Genomic DNA, 16,521 nt, shown 5'->3' on the forward strand with positions numbered 1-16,521 from the left:
CTATGGTGAATCTGACGCGCATCTACACCCGCACCGGCGACAAGGGCACCACCGCCCTCGGCGACATGAGCCGTACCGCCAAGACCGATGCACGGATCGCGGCGTACGCGGACGCCAACGAGGCCAACGCGGCGATCGGCGTGGCCCTGGCGCTCGGCTCGCTCCCCGAGGACGTCGCCGCGGTGCTGCTGCGGGTGCAGAACGACCTGTTCGATGTCGGCGCGGACCTGTCGACGCCGGTGGTGGAGAACCCGGAATTCCCGCCGCTGCGCGTCGAGCAGGGCTATATCGACAAGCTGGAGGCCGACTGCGACCGCTTCCTCGCTGAGCTGGAGAAGCTGCGCAGCTTCATCCTCCCCGGCGGTACGCCCGGCGCCGCGCTGCTGCACCAGGCATGCACGGTCGTCCGCCGCGCCGAGCGCTCCACCTGGGCGGCCTTCGAGGAGCACGGCGAGACGATGAACCCGCTCACCGCCACCTACCTCAACCGCCTCTCCGACCTCCTGTTCATCCTGGCCCGTACGGCCAACAGGGAGGTCGGGGACGTGCTGTGGGTGCCGGGCGGGGAGCGCTGACCGGCCCTCAGCGCAGCGTCTTCTGCGGTGGCCGGTCCGCTTCCCCGGTGACGGCGGTCCGGCCCGGGTCCTTCTTCTGCCAGATGAGGTAGCTGAGCGCGATCACCCCGTGGAGGGCGACGATCCGCAGCGTGGTGAGCTGCCACTCGTGCAGCGATCCGGTGTCACCGCCGTCACCGACGTACCAGATCGCGATCTGCAGCAGCGCCGCGGCGACCACGGCCATCGCCACCGTGCGCACCCACAGCTTCCCCTCGTGCTTGGCGCGGGCGAGTCCGTAGCGCGGCGCCTTGACCGGCGGCGGGCCGCCCGCGAAGCGGTGCGAGAAGTGTCCGTCGACCCACTTGATCGTGTAGTGGCCGTAGGCGACCGTGAAGCCGATGTAGACGGCGGCCAGGCCGTGCTTCCAGTCCGCCTGCGCCCCGTTCTTCAGGTCGATCGCCGTGACGATCAGCAGGATCAGCTCCAGCAGCGGCTCCATCAGCAGCACCGCCGCTCCGCTGCGCGGCATCCGTGCCAGATAGCGCAGGGCCAGACCGACCGCCAGCAGTACCCAGAAGCCGACTTCGCAGGCGACGATCAGCACGACGATCACGGCTGTCTCCTTTCATACCTTCGACCGAACACCTCAAGCCTTCCAGCGGCCGCCGGCCGGTTCCTCGTCGCACGCGATGATCCGGGACTGCACCTTTCGATGTAGCGCGGGCCGTAAGGGGATGACCCGGACGTGGAGGCAGCGGCCCTCGGCGCCGTGTTTGATGGTGGGGTGACCGCCAGACCCCGCGCCGCCGTCGGCCGCCCGCCCCGCTTCGACGTGCTCATCGCGGGCGGCGGACTGCTCGGCGGCCTGCTGCTCTGGACACTGGATCTGCACGGCGGTCCCCCGCGCCTGGGACTGCCCGCCGCACTGACCCTGGTCTCGCTCACCACCATGTCGGCGGCGGAACTGATGCGCCGTACGGCCCCGATGGCGGCGCTGGCCCTCGCGGTGCCGGCGCTGGCGCTGGACCTCTGCGCCGGCACCCTGGTCGCCACCGTCCTGATGTTCACGGACGTGGTCTATGCGGCGGTGCTCTACGGCCCGGCGCATGTGGCCCGCCGGATCCCACCGCACTCCGTCCTGGTGACGGTCCTGGCGGCCATCGCGCTGACCGCACTGTGGCAGAAGCCGCAGGTCGTGATGGCCGTCATCGGCATCGCGCTGATCACCATCGCCCCGGCCTGGACCGGCATCATCCTCCGCAACCACCGCGACGCCGCCCAGGCCGCCCGGCTGCGGGCCGAGCAGATCGCGCTGCTGGCCGAACGGGACCGGGACCGGGCGGTGGCCGGCGAGCGGGCGCGGATGGCCCGCGAACTGCACGACATGGTCGCCAACCATCTGTCCGCCATCGCGATCCACTCCACCGCGGCACAGTCCATCGACGACCCCGCGGCGACCCGGGAGGCGCTCGGGGTGATCCGGGAGAACAGTGTGCAAGGTCTGGCCGAAATGCGCCGTCTGATCGGGCTGTTGCGGGGCCCCAGGACCGCCGAAGGGGGCGCGGAGCCCGCCGCGACCCCCACCCTCGACGGACTGGAAGCGCTGATCGAACAGGCCCGGACGAGCGGCAGGAGCAGCGGGCTGACCTTTGTGCTGGACGACGCCCGGAGCCCAACCGGCCCCGGGGCCGGGCCGCATCGGGCGGCGCCGGCCGAGCTGGCCGCCTACCGCATCGTGCAGGAGGCCCTGGCCAACGCCCTCAAGCACGCCGCGCCCGGCGAGGTGCTCGTCCGCCTCGCCCGGGACCGCGGCGGGGCCCTCACCGTCGCCGTGCGCAGTCCGTTCGCCGACCGTCCCGGCCCCCGGGCGCCCGGTACCGGCACCGGTCTGGTCGGGATGCGCGAGAGAGCCGCCCTGCTGGGCGGAGCCTTCAGGGCCGGTCCGGAGAGCGGGCCGGCCGGCAGAGTCTGGCTGGTGCGGGCGGCGTTGCCCGCCGCCGGGGAGGAAGCACGATGACAGGTGCCGACGCACAGCCGATCCGGGTTCTGGTCGCCGAGGACCAGTCCGCCGTACGGGCCGGTCTGGTCCTCATCCTGCGCTCCGCCCCCGACATCGAGGTCGTCGGGGAGGCGGAGGACGGCGCGGAGGCGGTGCGGCTCGCCCGTGAGCTGCGCCCCGCCCTCGTCCTCATGGACATCCAGATGCCCCGCCTCGACGGGGTCTCCGCCACCCGCCAGGTGGTCGCTGAACAGCTGGCGGATGTGCTGGTGCTGACCACCTTCGACCTGGACGAATATGTCTTCGGGGCGCTACGGGCGGGTGCCGCGGGCTTTCTGCTCAAGGACAGCGACGCGGCCGCACTGCTGACCGCGGTGCGCACCGTGGCGTCCGGCGAGGGGCTGATCGCACCGGCGGTGACCCGGCGGCTGATCGCGGAGTTCGCGAGCCCGCGAACGGCGGGGCGGCCCGCGCGCGGCGGTGCCGGGCCGGACCGGGCGGTCCTGGACGCGCTCACACCGCGCGAGCTCGAAGTGCTGGGGTGTCTGGGGCGGGGGCTGTCGAACGCCGATATCGCGCTACGGCTGGCGATGGCGGAGGCCACGGTGAAGACCCATGTCAGCCGGCTGCTGGCGAAGCTGGAGCTGCGCAGCCGGGTACAAGCGGCCGTACTGGCACAGGAGTTGGGGGTGGACGGGCCGTAACGGGCGGGGCGGGCCCTGACGGGCGGGGCGGACCCCGACGGGCGCGCGGGCCGTAGGGGGTGGTCGAACACTTTCCGTAGGGGGCACACGCCCCCCTTGCAGGGCCACAACACGACGGGCTCGCGGGTATTCCCGTGGCCCCTCGGATCAAGCCACGTTTACCCTCCTCTGCCCTCCCCCAGACTCCGTCCGGGGGTACCCCCATCCAACGAGAACGCCTTATCTACGCCACATTGACTCTCCCCCAGACTCCGTCCGGGGGGACCCCCACCCAACGAGAACGCCTTATCTACGCCACATTGACTCTCCCCCAGACTCCGTCCGGGGGGACCCCCATCCAACGAGAACGCCTTATCTACGCCACATTGACTCGTTGCCCAGGCGGTGCCGCCTCCAGCCAGGCGAGGAAGCCGGTGAGTGCGTCCTCGCTCATCGCCAGTTCCAGGCGGGTGCCGCGGTGCCGGCAGGCCAGCACGAGGGAGTCGGAGAGCAGTGCCAGCTCCTCCTCACCCTGGGGGGTGCGGCGCTCCAGGACCTCGATGGCGGAGCGCTCCAGGAGGTGGCGGGGCCGGGGCGCGTACGAGAACACCCGGAACCACTCGATCCGGTCTCCGTTGTAGCGGGACACACCGTAGATCCAGCCCTTGCCACCGGTCTCGTTCTCCGGGACGTTCCAGCGCAGGCTGCAGTCGAAAGTGCCACCGGACCGCTGGATGAGCCGCCGCCGCAGCCCGAAGACGAACAGCCCCAGCAGTACCAGCACCACGACGATGCCGCTCACAAGCAGAGCGAGGAACATCTCGACCGACCTCCTCGCCTCGATGGGGGTCCCCCCGCGCCGTTCGGGCGCGAGGGACGGAAACGCACCTGCATTGCCTCAGCCGCGGGCCGCTCCGGAGAATTCCGGGCAGCCCGCGGCTGAGGATCGATCTCGTCGGTGGCGGGGCTCAGTGAACGCCCGTCACCGCACGCAGCCGGACATCGGCGCGACGCTCGGCGGCCGCGTCAGCGTCCGACTTCGCTCGCTCCAGGGCCCGCTCCGCGCGCTGGACATCGATCTCGTCCGACAGTTCCGCGATCTCCGCGAGCAGAGACAGCTTGTTGTCGGCGAAGGAGATGAAGCCGCCGTGCACGGCGGCGACGACGGTGCCGTCCCCGCTCTCGCCGGTCGTACGAATCGTCACCGGGCCCGACTGCAGCACGCCGAGCAGCGGCTGATGTCCGGGCATGACGCCGATGTCGCCCGACGAGGTGCGCGCGACGACCAGGCTGGCCTCGCCGGACCAGACCTGACGGTCCGCGGCGACCAACTCGACGTGCAGCTCAGCCACGATGGCTCCTCGGGTCTCCACCTGCCTGGCATGGCAGATGTTGGGTCAAATACTAGTGGTCGTACGGGCCGGGGGCGGCCAGGGCCGCCCCCGGGACCGGTGCCGGGGTCAGGAGACGCCCAGCTCCTTGGCATTGGCCTTCAGGTCCTCGATGCCACCGCACATGAAGAACGCCTGCTCGGGGAAGTGGTCGTAGTCGCCGTCCGCGATCGCGTTGAACGCGGTGATCGACTCGTCGAGCGAGACGTCCGAGCCGTCGACACCGGTGAACTGCTTCGCCACGTGGGTGTTCTGCGACAGGAACCGCTCGATACGACGGGCGCGGTGGACGGTGAGCTTGTCCTCCTCGCCGAGCTCGTCGATACCCAGAATCGCGATGATGTCCTGGAGGTCCTTGTACTTCTGCAGGATCGTCTTGACGCGCGAGGCGCAGTCGTAGTGCTCCTGCGTGATGTAGCGGGGGTCCAGGATCCGGGACGTCGAGTCCAGCGGGTCGACCGCCGGGTAGATGCCCTTCTCCGAGATCGGGCGCGACAGAACGGTCGTCGCGTCCAGGTGGGCGAAGGTGGTGGCCGGCGCCGGGTCGGTCAGGTCGTCCGCGGGGACGTAGATCGCCTGCATCGAGGTGATCGAGTGACCACGGGTCGAGGTGATGCGCTCCTGGAGGAGACCCATCTCGTCGGCCAGGTTCGGCTGGTAACCCACCGCGGAGGGCATACGGCCGAGCAGGGTCGACACCTCGGAACCCGCCTGGGTGTACCGGAAGATGTTGTCGATGAAGAAGAGCACGTCCTGCTTCTGCACATCGCGGAAGTACTCCGCCATGGTCAGACCGGCCAGGGCGACGCGGAGACGGGTGCCCGGGGGCTCGTCCATCTGACCGAAGACCAGCGCGGTCTTGTCGATGACGCCGGAGTCCGTCATTTCCTCGATGAGGTCGTTGCCCTCACGGGTGCGCTCGCCGACACCGGCGAACACCGACACACCGTCGTGGTTGTTGGCCACGCGGTAGATCATTTCCTGGATCAGAACGGTCTTGCCGACACCGGCACCACCGAACAGACCGATCTTTCCACCCTTGACGTACGGGGTGAGCAGGTCGATGACCTTGACGCCGGTCTCGAACATCTCGGTCTTGGACTCGAGCTGGTCGAAGGTCGGGGCCTTGCGGTGGATGGGCCAGCGCTCGGTGACCTCGACCGTGGACGGGTCCACGTTCAGGATCTCGCCGAGGGTGTTGAACACCTTGCCCTTGGTGACATCGCCGACCGGGACGGTGATCCCGGCGCCGGTGTCGGTGACCGGGGCCTGGCGGACCAGACCGTCGGTGGGCTGCATCGAGATCGCACGGACCAGGCCCTCGCCCAGGTGCTGGGCAACTTCGAGGGTCAGGATCTTCTTGGCCCCGGCCTGGGCCGGGTCGGCGACCTCGACGGTCAGCGCGTTGTAGATCTCCGGCATCGCGTCGACGGGGAACTCCACGTCGACGACCGGGCCGATGACCCGGGCGACGCGGCCCGTGGCGGCGGCCGTCTCAACAGTGGTCGTCATTACTTGTCACTCCCCGCGGTCGCGTCGGCCAGAGCGCTGGCGCCACCGACGATCTCGCTGATTTCCTGGGTGATTTCGGCCTGTCGGGCCGCGTTGGCAAGCCGCGAGAGCGACTTGATGAGGTCTTCCGCATTGTCGGTCGCCGACTTCATCGCACGACGCGTGGCGGCGTGCTTGGAGGCGGCGGCCTGCAGAAGCGCGTTGTAGATCCGCGACTCGACGTACCGCGGAAGCAGGGCGTCGAGGACGTCCTCGGCCGACGGCTCGAAGTCGAACAGCGGAAGGATCTCGCCCTTGGCCGTCTCCTCCGACTCCGCCACCGTCTTGTCGAGGCTGAGCGGCAGCAGGCGGTCGTCGATCGCCGTCTGCGTCATCATCGAGATGAACTCGGTGGTGACGATGTGGAGTTCGTCCACGCCGCCCTCGGCGGTGTCCTGCTGGACAGCCTCGATCAGCGGTGCGGCGATCGCCTTGGCGTCCGCGTACGTCGGGTTGTCGGTGAAACCGGTCCACGACTCCACGACCTTGCGCTCGCGGAAGCTGTAGTACGACACACCCTTGCGCCCGACGATGTAGGCGTCGACCTCTTTGCCCTCGGCCTTGAGCCGCTCGGTGAGCTGCTCGGCGGCCTTGATGACGTTGGAGGAGTAGCCGCCGGCCAGACCGCGGTCGCTCGTGATGAGCAGCAGCGCGGCCCGCGAGGGCTGCTCCGCCTCCGTCGTCAGCGGGTGCTGGGTGTTCGAGCCCGTGGCAACCGCTGTCACCGCGCGGGTCAGTTCACTCGCGTACGGCGTCGACGCCGCCACCTGGCGCTGCGCCTTGACGACGCGCGAGGCGGCGATCATCTCCATCGCCTTGGTGATCTTCTTGGTCGCGGTGACGGAGCGGATGCGACGCTTGTAGACCCGGAGCTTGGCTCCCATGGATCAGGTCCCTTCCGTCGTCACTTGCTGGTGCCGGCCGGGGCGTCCTCGCCGAGCAGCTTGCCGTCCGAGGTCTCGAACTGCCGCTTGAAGCCTTCGACGGCCTCGGCGATCGCGCCGATGGTGTCGTCGGACATCTTGGCGCCCTCGCGGATGCTGGTCAGGAGGTCCTTCTTCTCCCGGTGCAGGTGGTCGAGGAGCTCCCGCTCGAAGCGGCGGATGTCCTCGACCGGCACGTCGTCCATCTTGCCGTTGGTGCCGGCCCAGATGGAGACGACCTGGTCCTCGGTCGCGTACGGCGAGTACTGAGGCTGCTTGAGCAGCTCGGTCATCCGCTTACCGCGCTCCAGCTGCTGCTTGGAGGCCGCGTCCAGGTCGGAACCGAAGGCGGCGAACGCCTCCAGCTCGCGGTACTGGGCGAGGTCCACACGCAGACGGCCGGAGACCTGGCGCATGGCCTTGTGCTGGGCCGAGCCACCGACACGGGAGACGGAGATACCGACGTTCAGCGCGGGACGCTGGTTCGCGTTGAAGAGGTCCGACTCCAGGAAGCACTGGCCGTCGGTGATGGAGATGACGTTGGTCGGAATGAACGCCGACACGTCGTTCGCCTTGGTCTCGACGATCGGGAGGCCGGTCATCGAGCCGGCGCCCATCTCGTCGGAGAGCTTGGCGCAGCGCTCCAGCAGACGCGAGTGCAGGTAGAAGACGTCGCCCGGGTAGGCCTCACGGCCCGGCGGACGGCGCAGGAGCAGGGACACGGCGCGGTAGGCGTCGGCCTGCTTCGAAAGGTCATCGAAGATGATCAGGACGTGCTTGCCCTGGTACATCCAGTGCTGGCCGATGGCCGAGCCGGTGTAGGGCGCCAGGTACTTGAAGCCCGCCGGGTCGGACGCCGGGGCGGCGACGATGGTGGTGTACTCCAGGGCACCGGCCTCCTCCAGCGCACCGCGCACGGACGCGATGGTGGAGCCCTTCTGGCCGATGGCGACGTAGATGCAGCGGACCTGCTTCTTCGGGTCGCCGGTGCGCCAGTTGTCGCGCTGGTTGATGATCGTGTCGACGGCCAGGGCGGTCTTGCCGGTCTGGCGGTCACCAATGATCAGCTGACGCTGGCCACGGCCGATCGGCACCATGGAGTCGACGGCCTTGTAGCCGGTCTCCATGGGCTCGTGGACCGACTTACGGACCATGACGCCCGGGGCCTGCAGCTCCAGGGCGCGGCGGTCCTCGGACTCGATCTCGCCGAGGCCGTCGATCGGGTTGCCCAGCGGGTCGACGACGCGGCCGAGGTAGCCCTCGCCCACGGCGACCGAGAGCACCTCACCGGTGCGCTGCACCGGCTGGCCCTCCTCGATGCCGCTGAACTCACCGAGGACCACCGCACCGATCTCGCGCTCTTCCAGGTTCAGCGCAAGACCGAGCGTGCCGTCCTCGAACTTCAGCAGCTCGTTCGCCATTGCCGAGGGAAGGCCCTCGACCTTCGCGATGCCGTCTCCGGCCTCGCTTACCGTGCCGACCTCCTCGCGCGAGGCCGCGTCCGGCTTGTACGCCTGGACGAAGTTCTCCAGCGCGTCCCGGATCTCCTCCGGCCGGATCGTGAGCTCCGCCATCTGGGTTCCCTGCTCTCCTTGTTGGGCCCGAAGTTACTTGCGGGTGTCTGGGGGGCTGTCCCCCAGGGGGTTTCCGCTTACGGCCCAACTCGGGCCGCCGTCATGCTTGTGCTGGTCCCCGGGGCTTCTTCCGGACCTCAGCCGGACCTGGTGGTCCGGCCGGCGGGTCCGGCGCCTGACCGCCGGTTGTGCAGCTCTTGAGTTGGTGTGGCTGGGTCAGCCGGCCATCCGCCGGGCCGCCTCGTCGAGGCGCTCCGCGATGGTCCCGTTGATGACCTCGTCGCCGATCCGGACCTGGACTCCGCCGAGGACCTCGGGATCCACGTCGAGGTTCAGGTGGACCTGCCGTCCGTACAGCTGCGCCAGGGAAGCGCCCAGGCGCTGCCGCTGCCCTTCGCTGAGGGGCACCGCGGAGGTGACCACCGCGACCATCCGGTCCCGGCGGCTCGCCGCCAGCTTGGAGAGGGCGTCGAGCCCCGCTTCCAGGCTACGGCCCCGCGGCTGTACGACAAGACGGATCACGATGCGCTCGGTGACCGGGTTGGCCCGGCCGCCCAGCAGCGCACGCAGCAGCTCCGTCTTGGCCGCGACCGTCGCGTTCCGGTCGGTCAGCGCACCGCGCAGCTCGCCGTTGGAGCTGACGATCCGGCCGAACCGGAAGAGCTCGTCCTCGACGTCGTCGAGCTGGCCGGCCCGCTGCGCGGCGACCAGGTCGGCGCTGTAGGCCAGCTCCTCGAGCGCGTCCGTCAGGTCGCGCGAACGCGACCAGCGGGCGCGGACCATGCCGGACACCAGGTCGACGGTCGGGCCGCCCACCTGGGTGCCCAGCAGTCGTCCGGCCAGGTCGGCACGCGCCTCGGCGGCCTGCGCCGGGTCGGTCAGGACCCGACGCAGCGACACCTCGCGGTCGAGCAGAGCGGTGACGGCAGCCAGCTCCTCGGCGAGCTTCGCGGCGTCGACGGAGGTGTCGTCCGTCAGCGCGTTGAACTGCTCGCGTGCGGAGGCGAGTGCCTCGCGGCTCGCTCCGTTCATCGTCCGGCCTCAGCCTTCGTCGCGTCCGACGCCGCCTTGGCCTCGACGTCGTCGAGGAAGCGGTCGATGGTCCGGCTCTGCCGGGCGTGGTCCTCGAGGGACTCCCCGACGAGCTTGCCGGCCAGGTCGACGGCGAGCTTGCCCACGTCCTGGCGCAGTGCCTGCGCGGCCTGCTTCCGGTCCGCCTCGATCTGGGCGTGACCGGCAGCGATGATCTCCTCACGCTGCCGCTGGCCCTCGGCGCGCATCTCAGCGATGAGCGTCGCGCCCTGCTCCTGCGCCTCCTGGCGCAGCCGCGCGGCCTCGTGGCGGGCGTCGGCCAACTGTGCCCGGTAGTCCGCGAGCACCTGCTGAGCCTCGGCCTGATTCGCCTCGGCTTCCTCCATGCGGCCTTCGATGAGCTCCCGGCGCTCTTCCAGAACCTTGTTGATGTTCGGGAGGAGCTTCTTGGCCAGGAAGCCGAAGACGATGAAGAAGGCGATCAGACCGATGACCAGCTCTGGAAGCTCCGGGATCAGGGGGTTCTGGGGAACCTCCTCCGCCATGTTCACCAGGGCGTTCACATCAGTGCCTTCCGTCTGTCAAGGGGTTTGAAGCGGTCCGTCAGGCCTTGAAGAGGAAGCCCATGACGATACCGATCAGGGCAAGCGCCTCACAGAAGGCGAAACCCATGATCTGGTTGGTGCGGATCAGGCCGGCAGCCTCGGGCTGACGGGCCAGGGCCTGGGTGCCGTTACCGAAGATGATGCCGACGCCGACGCCGGGGCCGATCGCGGCGAGGCCGTAACCGATCGAGCCGAGGTTGCCGGTGACGCCGGCGGCGAGGTTGACACTCTCGAGAGCAGCGGACATGCCGTTACTTCCTTCTCTTTCACGGACCGGTGGGGGTTGGCCACCGGGCGTCTATAGGGGCTGGGAAAGCGGGGGCTCAGTGGTGCTCGGCGAGCGCGCCCTGGAGGTAGTTCGCGGTCAGGAGCACGAAGACGTACGCCTGGACGGCCTGGATGAACAGCTCGAACGCGGTCAGCAGGATGGTCATGATGAACGAGGCGCCGGCGTAGACCACGCCGAAGCCGTTCAGCAGGTACCAGGTGGCGATCGTGAACATCAGCAGCAGGAGGTGACCGGCGAACATGTTCGCGAAGAGCCGGACCGCGTGCGTGAAGGGCCGGATGATCAGGTTCGAGAGGAGCTCGATCACGACCAGCATCGGCAGGACCGCGCCGAGCGACTTGTCGTAGCCGCTGAAGTTCTTCAGCGCACCGACGAAGCCGTGCCTCTTGAAGGTCAGGGTGACCCACGTGACGTAGACGATGGCGGCGAGACCGGCCGGGAAGGCGATGATCGAGGTCACCGGGAACTGGGCGATCGGAATGATCGACCAGATGTTCATGATCCAGACGAAGAAGAACAGCGAGACCATGAAGGGGACGTACTTCTCGCCCTCCTTCTTCCCGAGAGCGTCATAGACGATCCCGCGGCGCACGAAGTCATAGCCGGCTTCGCCGATCATCTGCAGCTTGCCCGGGACCACCTTGGCCTTGCCGAACGCCGCCCAGAAGAACCACACGACCACGACGGTGCTGATCAGCGCCAGCAGCATGATCTTGTTGAACTCGAAGCCGTTGATGGTGAACAGCGGCTTGAAGACGAACGAATGAAGCCCGGGAGCAGGGAAGCCGCACCCGGAAAAGATGTGGCAGTCGGTCTCGAAGGCGAGCATCGTTTCAGCACTCACCGCGAGCTCCTTCAGCGTGGCGCATGGGTACGGCAACCTCGTTGTGTCGGCGCGGCGTTGAGCCACGGAGCGGCACTGGACTGGTCTTACGGATTAGGGGGCGGCTGGCGGGCGCTGGGCCCGGCCACATCACAGGCATCGGCCGCGAGAACCGCCCGTTCCATCGAGTGGAACTCGGGAGCTCAGCCGCCTGCGCCAACTGTGCCGCAGTTGGAACCGGACGATAGCAGGCCCGCAAGTGGGCATTTATCTCGGCCCTACGTGTCACGTCGGCGACCCCGCCGTCTCCGCCTTCTTCGGCTCGGCGGAGTCGGGTTCCACGTACAGGATCTTCGCCTTCATGTGCCCGCGGGTCTGTGCCGCGATCCACACGAGAGTGGCGCCGAGCAGGGTGAACGCAAATGCCTTGGTGTCGAAGAACGTGGTGTCCTTGAACGCGATCAGGAAGACCGCAACGAACAGGATCTGCACCGTGTACAGCAGCAGCCCCATCATCTGGAACAGCTGCGGGTGGTTCTTCGCGGTCTTCTGCAGGACGACCAGGCCGGCCCCCATGACGAGCAGCACCAGCACGGTGCCGACGACGGCGCCGAGTGCTCCCGTCACGCCCGCGACCGCACCGCTCACGGCAACGGCGACAGCGCCGATGGCGAGGGTGGGCACAACGGCGTGAAGGAGTAGTCGGGCGTCATTCGACTGCATGGCGGCGCTCCGGCAAAAGATGTGGGGTGTGTGTCGTCATGGACGAGCGTAGACCCGGCCTGAGGCGGAACCTGCGGCCCAAGGACAGTCGCACTACGGCCCTTCGGCTCTGTCGCCGGGTTTCGTGAACGGTATCACAAACTATTTGATGAGGTCTTTACCTGGTTCGTGTGGACCCTGTCACACCTGAGCGTGAACGTGCGCGTTGGTGCACTGACGGGCGCCTTTATGTCTGGTATGGAGTCAACCGCCCCGATTCCTGATGCACGTTCGGGCGAGCGAACCCCTGGATCAGCGGTGACTGTCCGCCTTCCGGCGGCCCACGAAGCGTGAGCGGTCCCCGATCGCGGTGGCACCGTGGATGCCCGCGGGGACCGGTTCCCGCGCCTCCTCCGGCTCGACGGCGCTCTCGTCGTTCGCCGACGGGGCCGTCGCGGCCGTCGCCGCCGCGGGGGCGACCCGGCGGTACCGCGGCGGAACCATCCACTCCGCCCAGAGCGGCGCCCGCGGCGTGAAGCGCGGCAGCAGAAGCAGCACCAGACCCACCGCGCTCAGCAGCACGATGCCCAGCACGATCCACATGCTGGCGTTGTTCGCGGAGTAGGCGACCGCGCCGAAGGCGATCAGCGCCGACCAGAAGTACATGATCAGCACGGCCCGGCTGTGCGAGTGCCCGATCTCCAGCAGCCGGTGGTGCAGATGGCCGCGGTCGGCGGCGAACGGCGACTGGCCCTTCCACGTACGGCGCACGATCGCCAGGATCAGGTCGGCGACCGGCACCGCGATGACCGTCAGCGGCAGCAGCAGCGGGATGTAGACCGGCACCATCGCGTGGGTCGCCTCGCGCAGACCGCCCGCCTTCAGGTTGAGCAGGTCCGGGTCGACCTGGCCGGTCACCGAGACCGCGCCCGCGGCCATGACCAGGCCGATCAGCATCGAGCCCGAGTCGCCCATGAAGATCCGCGCCGGATGCATGTTGTGCGGCAGGAAGCCGAGGCACATGCCCATCAGAACGACCGAGAACAGCGTTGCGGGCGCGGCCGCCTCGATGCCGTAGCCGAACCACATCCGGTACGCGTACATGAAGAACGCCGCGGCCGCGATGCACACCATGCCGGAGGCGAGACCGTCCAGGCCGTCCACGAAGTTGACCGCGTTGATGGTGATCACGACGAGGGCGACGGTCAGCAGGGTGCCCTGCATCGGAGTGAGGGAGACCGTGCCGACACCGGGGATGGGGATCCAGAGAATCGTCAGGCCCTGAAGGACCATCACGCCCGCGGCGATCATCTGGCCGCCGAGCTTGACCAGCGCGTCCACGCCCCACTTGTCGTCCAGGACGCCGAGGATCCAGATCAGCGCGGCGCCGGAGAGCAGCGCCCGCGGCTCGTTGGAGTTCTCGAAGACGCTCTTGAGGTTGGTCAGATGCGAGGCGACCAGAAGGCCGGCGCACAGCCCGCCGAACATCGCGATGCCGCCGAGCCGTGGCGTCGGCTCGCGGTGCACATCACGCGCGCGGATCTCCGGCATCGCACCGGCCGCGATCGCGAACTTCCGCACCGGGCCGGTCAGCAGGTAGGTCACCGCGGCCGTGACGCACAGCGTCAGCAGGTATTCACGCACGGGCTGCCCCATTGGTATAGCTGGCCATCACAGCCACACCATACGGCCCGCCTCTGCTACACACCTCATTGCAATCCACGGCGGCCGCCCAGAACTGTGGCATGCCCGGCCCAGGTCACCGGTCCGGGCATCGCCGAAACCGCTCGGTCGGCCGCTCCGTGGCGTCGACGCTCACTCCGCTGTGCGGGCCCTGTTTGCTCCGGCCTCGCCTCCGGCCGCCAATGTGTCCCGGTAGCTGTGCGCGAAGAGAGCTGCCTGAAGTCGTGATTGGATGCCGAGCTTCCTCGTCAGGCTGGTGATGTGCGCCCGCAGAGTCCGCTCGGCGATGCCCAGTCGGCGGGCGAGTACGCGATTGGAATCTCCCTCGGCCAGAAGCAGCAGCACCTCTGCCTCCCGGCAGGTCAGTCGAGAGACATCCGCCAGTCCGCTGTCGGCGATGGTCATCGTACTCAAGTTTCCCCCTCAAACGCTGGACTGATGGCGCATCGTGCCCCTGGCTCCAGACGGTGCTGGTCGTGCACCCGAGGACCGACATCCAGGGATCTCGAAAGCTTCTTGACCTGGGCCGGAGGCTTGCCAACCTCTGATTATCCCCAGCCACCCCCCCTTCCTTCAAGGTCACTTATCCGCCCCATCAACGCGTCCGACCGCCTCCCCAGAGTGGGGAGGCGGTCGGACGAACGTCCGCCGAGTGGCGCCGTCCCGCATCTACGGCCGTTCAGCAGCCCGGTTTGATCGACTCAAGCTGGTAGCGGGTAATGGTGAACCGCTTCTTCCCCTTTGTCCCACCATTCGTGGTCATGCATCCCACATTGGTGTCGCCATCGCCGGAACGGAACGTGAGCTTGGCTGACACCTTGTGCGAACAGTGATTGTTGAAGTAAACGGTGGTGGAGTCATTGCTGCCTGTGGCCCAGGAATAATTGGTCTTGTTTCCCTTGGGCTTGGAGCAGGCGATGCTCGCCTTCTTGGTTGCCTGGACGCTCACAGATTTCGTAGCGGCCTTGGCGACCGGCGCGCCGGGTTGCGCGGCCACGGCAGACGTAGAAGGCGCAATGAACGCAACGGTCAAAGCCGTACCTGCCGCGGCGAACGCGGATAAGGCCAACTTACGCTTCACAGGTGAAACCCTTCATTGAGGTGATGGGCCGACTTGAATACAGCCCGTCTCATCGGGTTTCATCCTCGTCGAGGGGTACATGATCCGCTATTGCCACATGCGGCAATGCCCGATCCGGCTATGCGCCCGATGTCACCGGGTAGGGCGGGAAGCGTCGGGCCAGATCGACGCTCCCTTGGCGGGCCGCCGAGTCCTCGCGCAGCGCCGCCACGATGAGCTCGGCGACCGCCTTCATCTCGGCCTCGCCCATGCCCTGGGTGGTCACCGCGGCGGTGCCCAGGCGCAGGCCCGTCCGGCACGGCACCGGGTGCTCGGCGCACGGCAGCGCGCAGGTGTCGAGCACGATACCCGCGGCGGCCAGCCGGCCCCGGGCGGTGCGGGCGTCCAGGCCGAGCGGGGCGGTATCGGCGGTGATCAGATGGGTGTCGGTACCGCCGGTGGTGATCGTCAGGCCGTGCCCGGCGAGCGCCTCGGCGAGCGCGCGGGCGTTGGCGGTGACCTGATGGGCGTACGCGGCGAAGGCGGGCGTGGCGGCCTCCGCGAAGGCCACGGCCTTGGCGGCGACGGCGTTCATCTGTGCGCCCCCTTGGGTGAAGGGGAACACCGCGCGGTCGATCCGCTCGGCCAGTTTCGTGCCGCACAGGATCAGCCCGCCGCGCGGCCCGCGCAGCACCTTGTGTGTGGTTCCGCACACCACATGGGCGTACGGGACGGGGCTGGGCGCCGCTCCCCCGGCGATCAGCCCCAGGGGGTGTGCGACATCCGCGATCAGATAGGCGCCGGTTTCGTCGGCGATGTCACGGAAGGCGGCGTAGTCGAGGTGCCGGGGGTAGGAGATCGAGCCGCAGACGATGGCCTTGGGCCGGCGGGCGCGGGCCAGGTCGCGGATCGCGTCGTAGTCGAGGAGGCCGGTCTCCTCGTCGACGCCGTAGCCGACGAAGTCGAACCAGCGGCCGGAGAAGTTGGCGGGCGATCCGTGGGTGAGGTGTCCGCCGTGCGGGAGGGACATGGCAAGGACGGTGTCTCCGGGCCGCAGCAGGGCGGCGTAGGCGGCCAGTACGGCCGAAGACCCGGAGTGGGCCTGGACGTTGGCGTGTTCGGCGCCGAAGAGGGCCTTGGCGCGCTCCACCGCGATCCGTTCGGCGAGGTCGACGATCTCGCAGCCGCCGTGGTGCCGGGCACCCGGATAGCCCTCGGCGTATTTGTTGCCCAGGGGGGACCCGAGGGCGGCGAGGACGGCCGGTGAGGTGAAGTTCTCCGCGGCGATCAGCTGCAGTCCGTCGCTCTGCCGGGCGCTCTCCCCGAGCAGTACGCCGGCGATCTCCGGGTCCTGGCGCAGCAGGGCGGCGAAGTCCGGGGAGCCGGCCGGCCGGCTGCCGGCCTCACGGGCGGCGGCCCGCGCCCGCTCCTCGATGGTCGTCCCGGCCGGGCCGGCGCCGGGAGCCGGTCCGGTGGCCTGGGAACGGGTGTCCGGGGTCTCGCTACGGGGTGACGCGGTGGTGGCAGGCATCGCTTGCTCCGGGCCTCGTACGGGGACGTAGTCCCAATGTAGGCGCGGCAGGGCGATCGGGCGCGGTGTACGGGCCGCACGGGGGCCCGGATGCCTTACCCGGGATCCGGACGCCCTG

Annotated in this window: 18 protein-coding genes; 3 read left to right on the forward strand and 15 right to left on the reverse strand. The window is 68.8% G+C overall.

All coding sequences use genetic code 11. The features are described from left to right. Positions 1-2: 2 nt before the first annotated feature. Positions 3-575: a cob(I)yrinic acid a,c-diamide adenosyltransferase gene (locus SLV14N_RS12285; protein ID WP_208680962.1), complete on the forward strand. Its 573-nt coding sequence runs from the start codon at positions 3-5 to the stop codon at positions 573-575. A 7-nt stretch (positions 576-582) separates the two neighbouring features. Here SLV14N_RS12285 and SLV14N_RS12290 read toward each other — a convergent pair whose 3' ends face one another. Next, the gene (locus SLV14N_RS12290; RefSeq protein WP_208680963.1) at positions 583-1,170 is read right to left on the reverse strand and encodes a hypothetical protein; all 588 of its coding nucleotides are present in this window, start codon (positions 1,168-1,170) and stop codon (positions 583-585) included. 171 nt (positions 1,171-1,341) lie between these two features. Here SLV14N_RS12290 and SLV14N_RS12295 point away from each other — a divergent pair, with 171 nt between their 5' ends. Both SLV14N_RS12295 and SLV14N_RS12300 read left to right on the forward strand, forming a co-directional pair. Then, positions 1,342-2,574, forward strand: coding sequence for a sensor histidine kinase (locus tag SLV14N_RS12295; protein ID WP_263269333.1), 1,233 nt, complete (start codon positions 1,342-1,344; stop codon positions 2,572-2,574). Next, positions 2,571-3,260: a response regulator transcription factor gene (locus SLV14N_RS12300; RefSeq protein ID WP_208680964.1), complete on the forward strand. Its 690-nt coding sequence runs from the start codon at positions 2,571-2,573 to the stop codon at positions 3,258-3,260. Before SLV14N_RS12295 ends, SLV14N_RS12300 begins: the two co-directional genes overlap by 4 nt. Positions 3,261-3,615: 355 nt before the next feature. Here the strand turns inward: SLV14N_RS12300 and SLV14N_RS12305 are convergent, their stop codons facing one another. The 14 genes from SLV14N_RS12305 to glyA all read right to left on the reverse strand — a co-directional run bounded on the left by SLV14N_RS12305 (position 3,616) and on the right by glyA (position 16,403). Beyond that, positions 3,616-4,059, reverse strand: coding sequence for a DUF2550 domain-containing protein (locus SLV14N_RS12305; RefSeq protein WP_127153041.1), 444 nt, complete (start codon positions 4,057-4,059; stop codon positions 3,616-3,618). A gap of 148 nt (positions 4,060-4,207) precedes the next feature. Then, positions 4,208-4,591, reverse strand: coding sequence for a F0F1 ATP synthase subunit epsilon (locus SLV14N_RS12310; RefSeq protein WP_018087383.1), 384 nt, complete (start codon positions 4,589-4,591; stop codon positions 4,208-4,210). A 108-nt stretch (positions 4,592-4,699) separates the two neighbouring features. Next, on the reverse strand, positions 4,700-6,142 hold the full coding sequence (atpD, locus tag SLV14N_RS12315; RefSeq protein ID WP_208680966.1) for a F0F1 ATP synthase subunit beta: 1,443 nt from the start codon (positions 6,140-6,142) through the stop codon (positions 4,700-4,702). Then, positions 6,142-7,065, reverse strand: coding sequence for a F0F1 ATP synthase subunit gamma (locus tag SLV14N_RS12320; protein ID WP_208680967.1), 924 nt, complete (start codon positions 7,063-7,065; stop codon positions 6,142-6,144). The genes atpD and SLV14N_RS12320 overlap by 1 nt, the downstream gene beginning before the upstream one ends. Before the next feature lie 20 nt (positions 7,066-7,085). Continuing rightward, entirely contained in the window at positions 7,086-8,678 is a 1,593-nt protein-coding gene (gene atpA / locus SLV14N_RS12325) for a F0F1 ATP synthase subunit alpha (protein WP_018087386.1), read from the reverse strand. 216 nt (positions 8,679-8,894) lie between these two features. Beyond that, complete coding sequence (locus SLV14N_RS12330; RefSeq protein ID WP_208680968.1) at positions 8,895-9,710, reverse strand: F0F1 ATP synthase subunit delta; 816 nt, start codon at positions 9,708-9,710, stop codon at positions 8,895-8,897. Next, positions 9,707-10,273, reverse strand: coding sequence for a F0F1 ATP synthase subunit B (locus SLV14N_RS12335; protein ID WP_263269341.1), 567 nt, complete (start codon positions 10,271-10,273; stop codon positions 9,707-9,709). The genes SLV14N_RS12330 and SLV14N_RS12335 overlap by 4 nt, the downstream gene beginning before the upstream one ends. A gap of 40 nt (positions 10,274-10,313) precedes the next feature. Further along, positions 10,314-10,562, reverse strand: coding sequence for an ATP synthase F0 subunit C (gene atpE, locus SLV14N_RS12340; RefSeq protein WP_042148752.1), 249 nt, complete (start codon positions 10,560-10,562; stop codon positions 10,314-10,316). Positions 10,563-10,638: 76 nt separating this feature from the next. Beyond that, entirely contained in the window at positions 10,639-11,433 is a 795-nt protein-coding gene (gene atpB / locus SLV14N_RS12345) for a F0F1 ATP synthase subunit A (protein WP_263273119.1), read from the reverse strand. 279 nt (positions 11,434-11,712) lie between these two features. Continuing rightward, positions 11,713-12,150 (reverse strand): hypothetical protein, encoded by a 438-nt coding sequence (locus SLV14N_RS12350; protein WP_208680970.1) that lies wholly within the window; start codon positions 12,148-12,150, stop codon positions 11,713-11,715. 291 nt (positions 12,151-12,441) lie between these two features. Continuing rightward, positions 12,442-13,785, reverse strand: coding sequence for an MraY family glycosyltransferase (locus tag SLV14N_RS12355; protein WP_263269343.1), 1,344 nt, complete (start codon positions 13,783-13,785; stop codon positions 12,442-12,444). A 159-nt stretch (positions 13,786-13,944) separates the two neighbouring features. After that, positions 13,945-14,217 carry a helix-turn-helix transcriptional regulator gene (locus SLV14N_RS12360; protein WP_263273120.1) on the reverse strand — a complete coding sequence of 91 codons (273 nt, stop codon included), beginning with the start codon at positions 14,215-14,217 and terminating at the stop codon, positions 13,945-13,947. Positions 14,218-14,491: 274 nt separating this feature from the next. Next, the gene (locus SLV14N_RS12365; protein WP_263269345.1) at positions 14,492-14,893 is read right to left on the reverse strand and encodes a hypothetical protein; all 402 of its coding nucleotides are present in this window, start codon (positions 14,891-14,893) and stop codon (positions 14,492-14,494) included. A 118-nt stretch (positions 14,894-15,011) separates the two neighbouring features. Then, positions 15,012-16,403 carry a serine hydroxymethyltransferase gene (glyA, locus tag SLV14N_RS12370; protein WP_263269346.1) on the reverse strand — a complete coding sequence of 464 codons (1,392 nt, stop codon included), beginning with the start codon at positions 16,401-16,403 and terminating at the stop codon, positions 15,012-15,014. Positions 16,404-16,521 lie beyond the last annotated feature (118 nt).

The organism is Streptomyces sp. Je 1-4 4N24 (assembly GCF_026239515.1).
In the GTDB taxonomy this organism is placed as follows: domain Bacteria; phylum Actinomycetota; class Actinomycetes; order Streptomycetales; family Streptomycetaceae; genus Streptomyces; species Streptomyces nigrescens.

Coding starts and splice junctions, on each gene's coding strand:
- SLV14N_RS12300 (WP_208680964.1), top strand. CDS start 2,571: ATGACAGGTGCCGACGCACAGCCGATCCGGGTTCTGGTCGCCGAGGAC.
- SLV14N_RS12350 (WP_208680970.1), bottom strand. CDS start 12,150: ATGCAGTCGAATGACGCCCGACTACTCCTTCACGCCGTTGTGCCCACC.
- atpD (WP_208680966.1), bottom strand. CDS start 6,142: ATGACGACCACTGTTGAGACGGCCGCCGCCACGGGCCGCGTCGCCCGG.
- SLV14N_RS12360 (WP_263273120.1), bottom strand. CDS start 14,217: ATGACCATCGCCGACAGCGGACTGGCGGATGTCTCTCGACTGACCTGC.
- SLV14N_RS12320 (WP_208680967.1), bottom strand. CDS start 7,065: ATGGGAGCCAAGCTCCGGGTCTACAAGCGTCGCATCCGCTCCGTCACC.
- atpA (WP_018087386.1), bottom strand. CDS start 8,678: ATGGCGGAGCTCACGATCCGGCCGGAGGAGATCCGGGACGCGCTGGAG.
- SLV14N_RS12355 (WP_263269343.1), bottom strand. CDS start 13,785: ATGGGGCAGCCCGTGCGTGAATACCTGCTGACGCTGTGCGTCACGGCC.
- atpB (WP_263273119.1), bottom strand. CDS start 11,433: ATGCTCGCCTTCGAGACCGACTGCCACATCTTTTCCGGGTGCGGCTTC.
- glyA (WP_263269346.1), bottom strand. CDS start 16,403: ATGCCTGCCACCACCGCGTCACCCCGTAGCGAGACCCCGGACACCCGT.
- SLV14N_RS12330 (WP_208680968.1), bottom strand. CDS start 9,710: ATGAACGGAGCGAGCCGCGAGGCACTCGCCTCCGCACGCGAGCAGTTC.
- atpE (WP_042148752.1), bottom strand. CDS start 10,562: ATGTCCGCTGCTCTCGAGAGTGTCAACCTCGCCGCCGGCGTCACCGGC.
- SLV14N_RS12285 (WP_208680962.1), top strand. CDS start 3: ATGGTGAATCTGACGCGCATCTACACCCGCACCGGCGACAAGGGCACC.
- SLV14N_RS12305 (WP_127153041.1), bottom strand. CDS start 4,059: ATGTTCCTCGCTCTGCTTGTGAGCGGCATCGTCGTGGTGCTGGTACTG.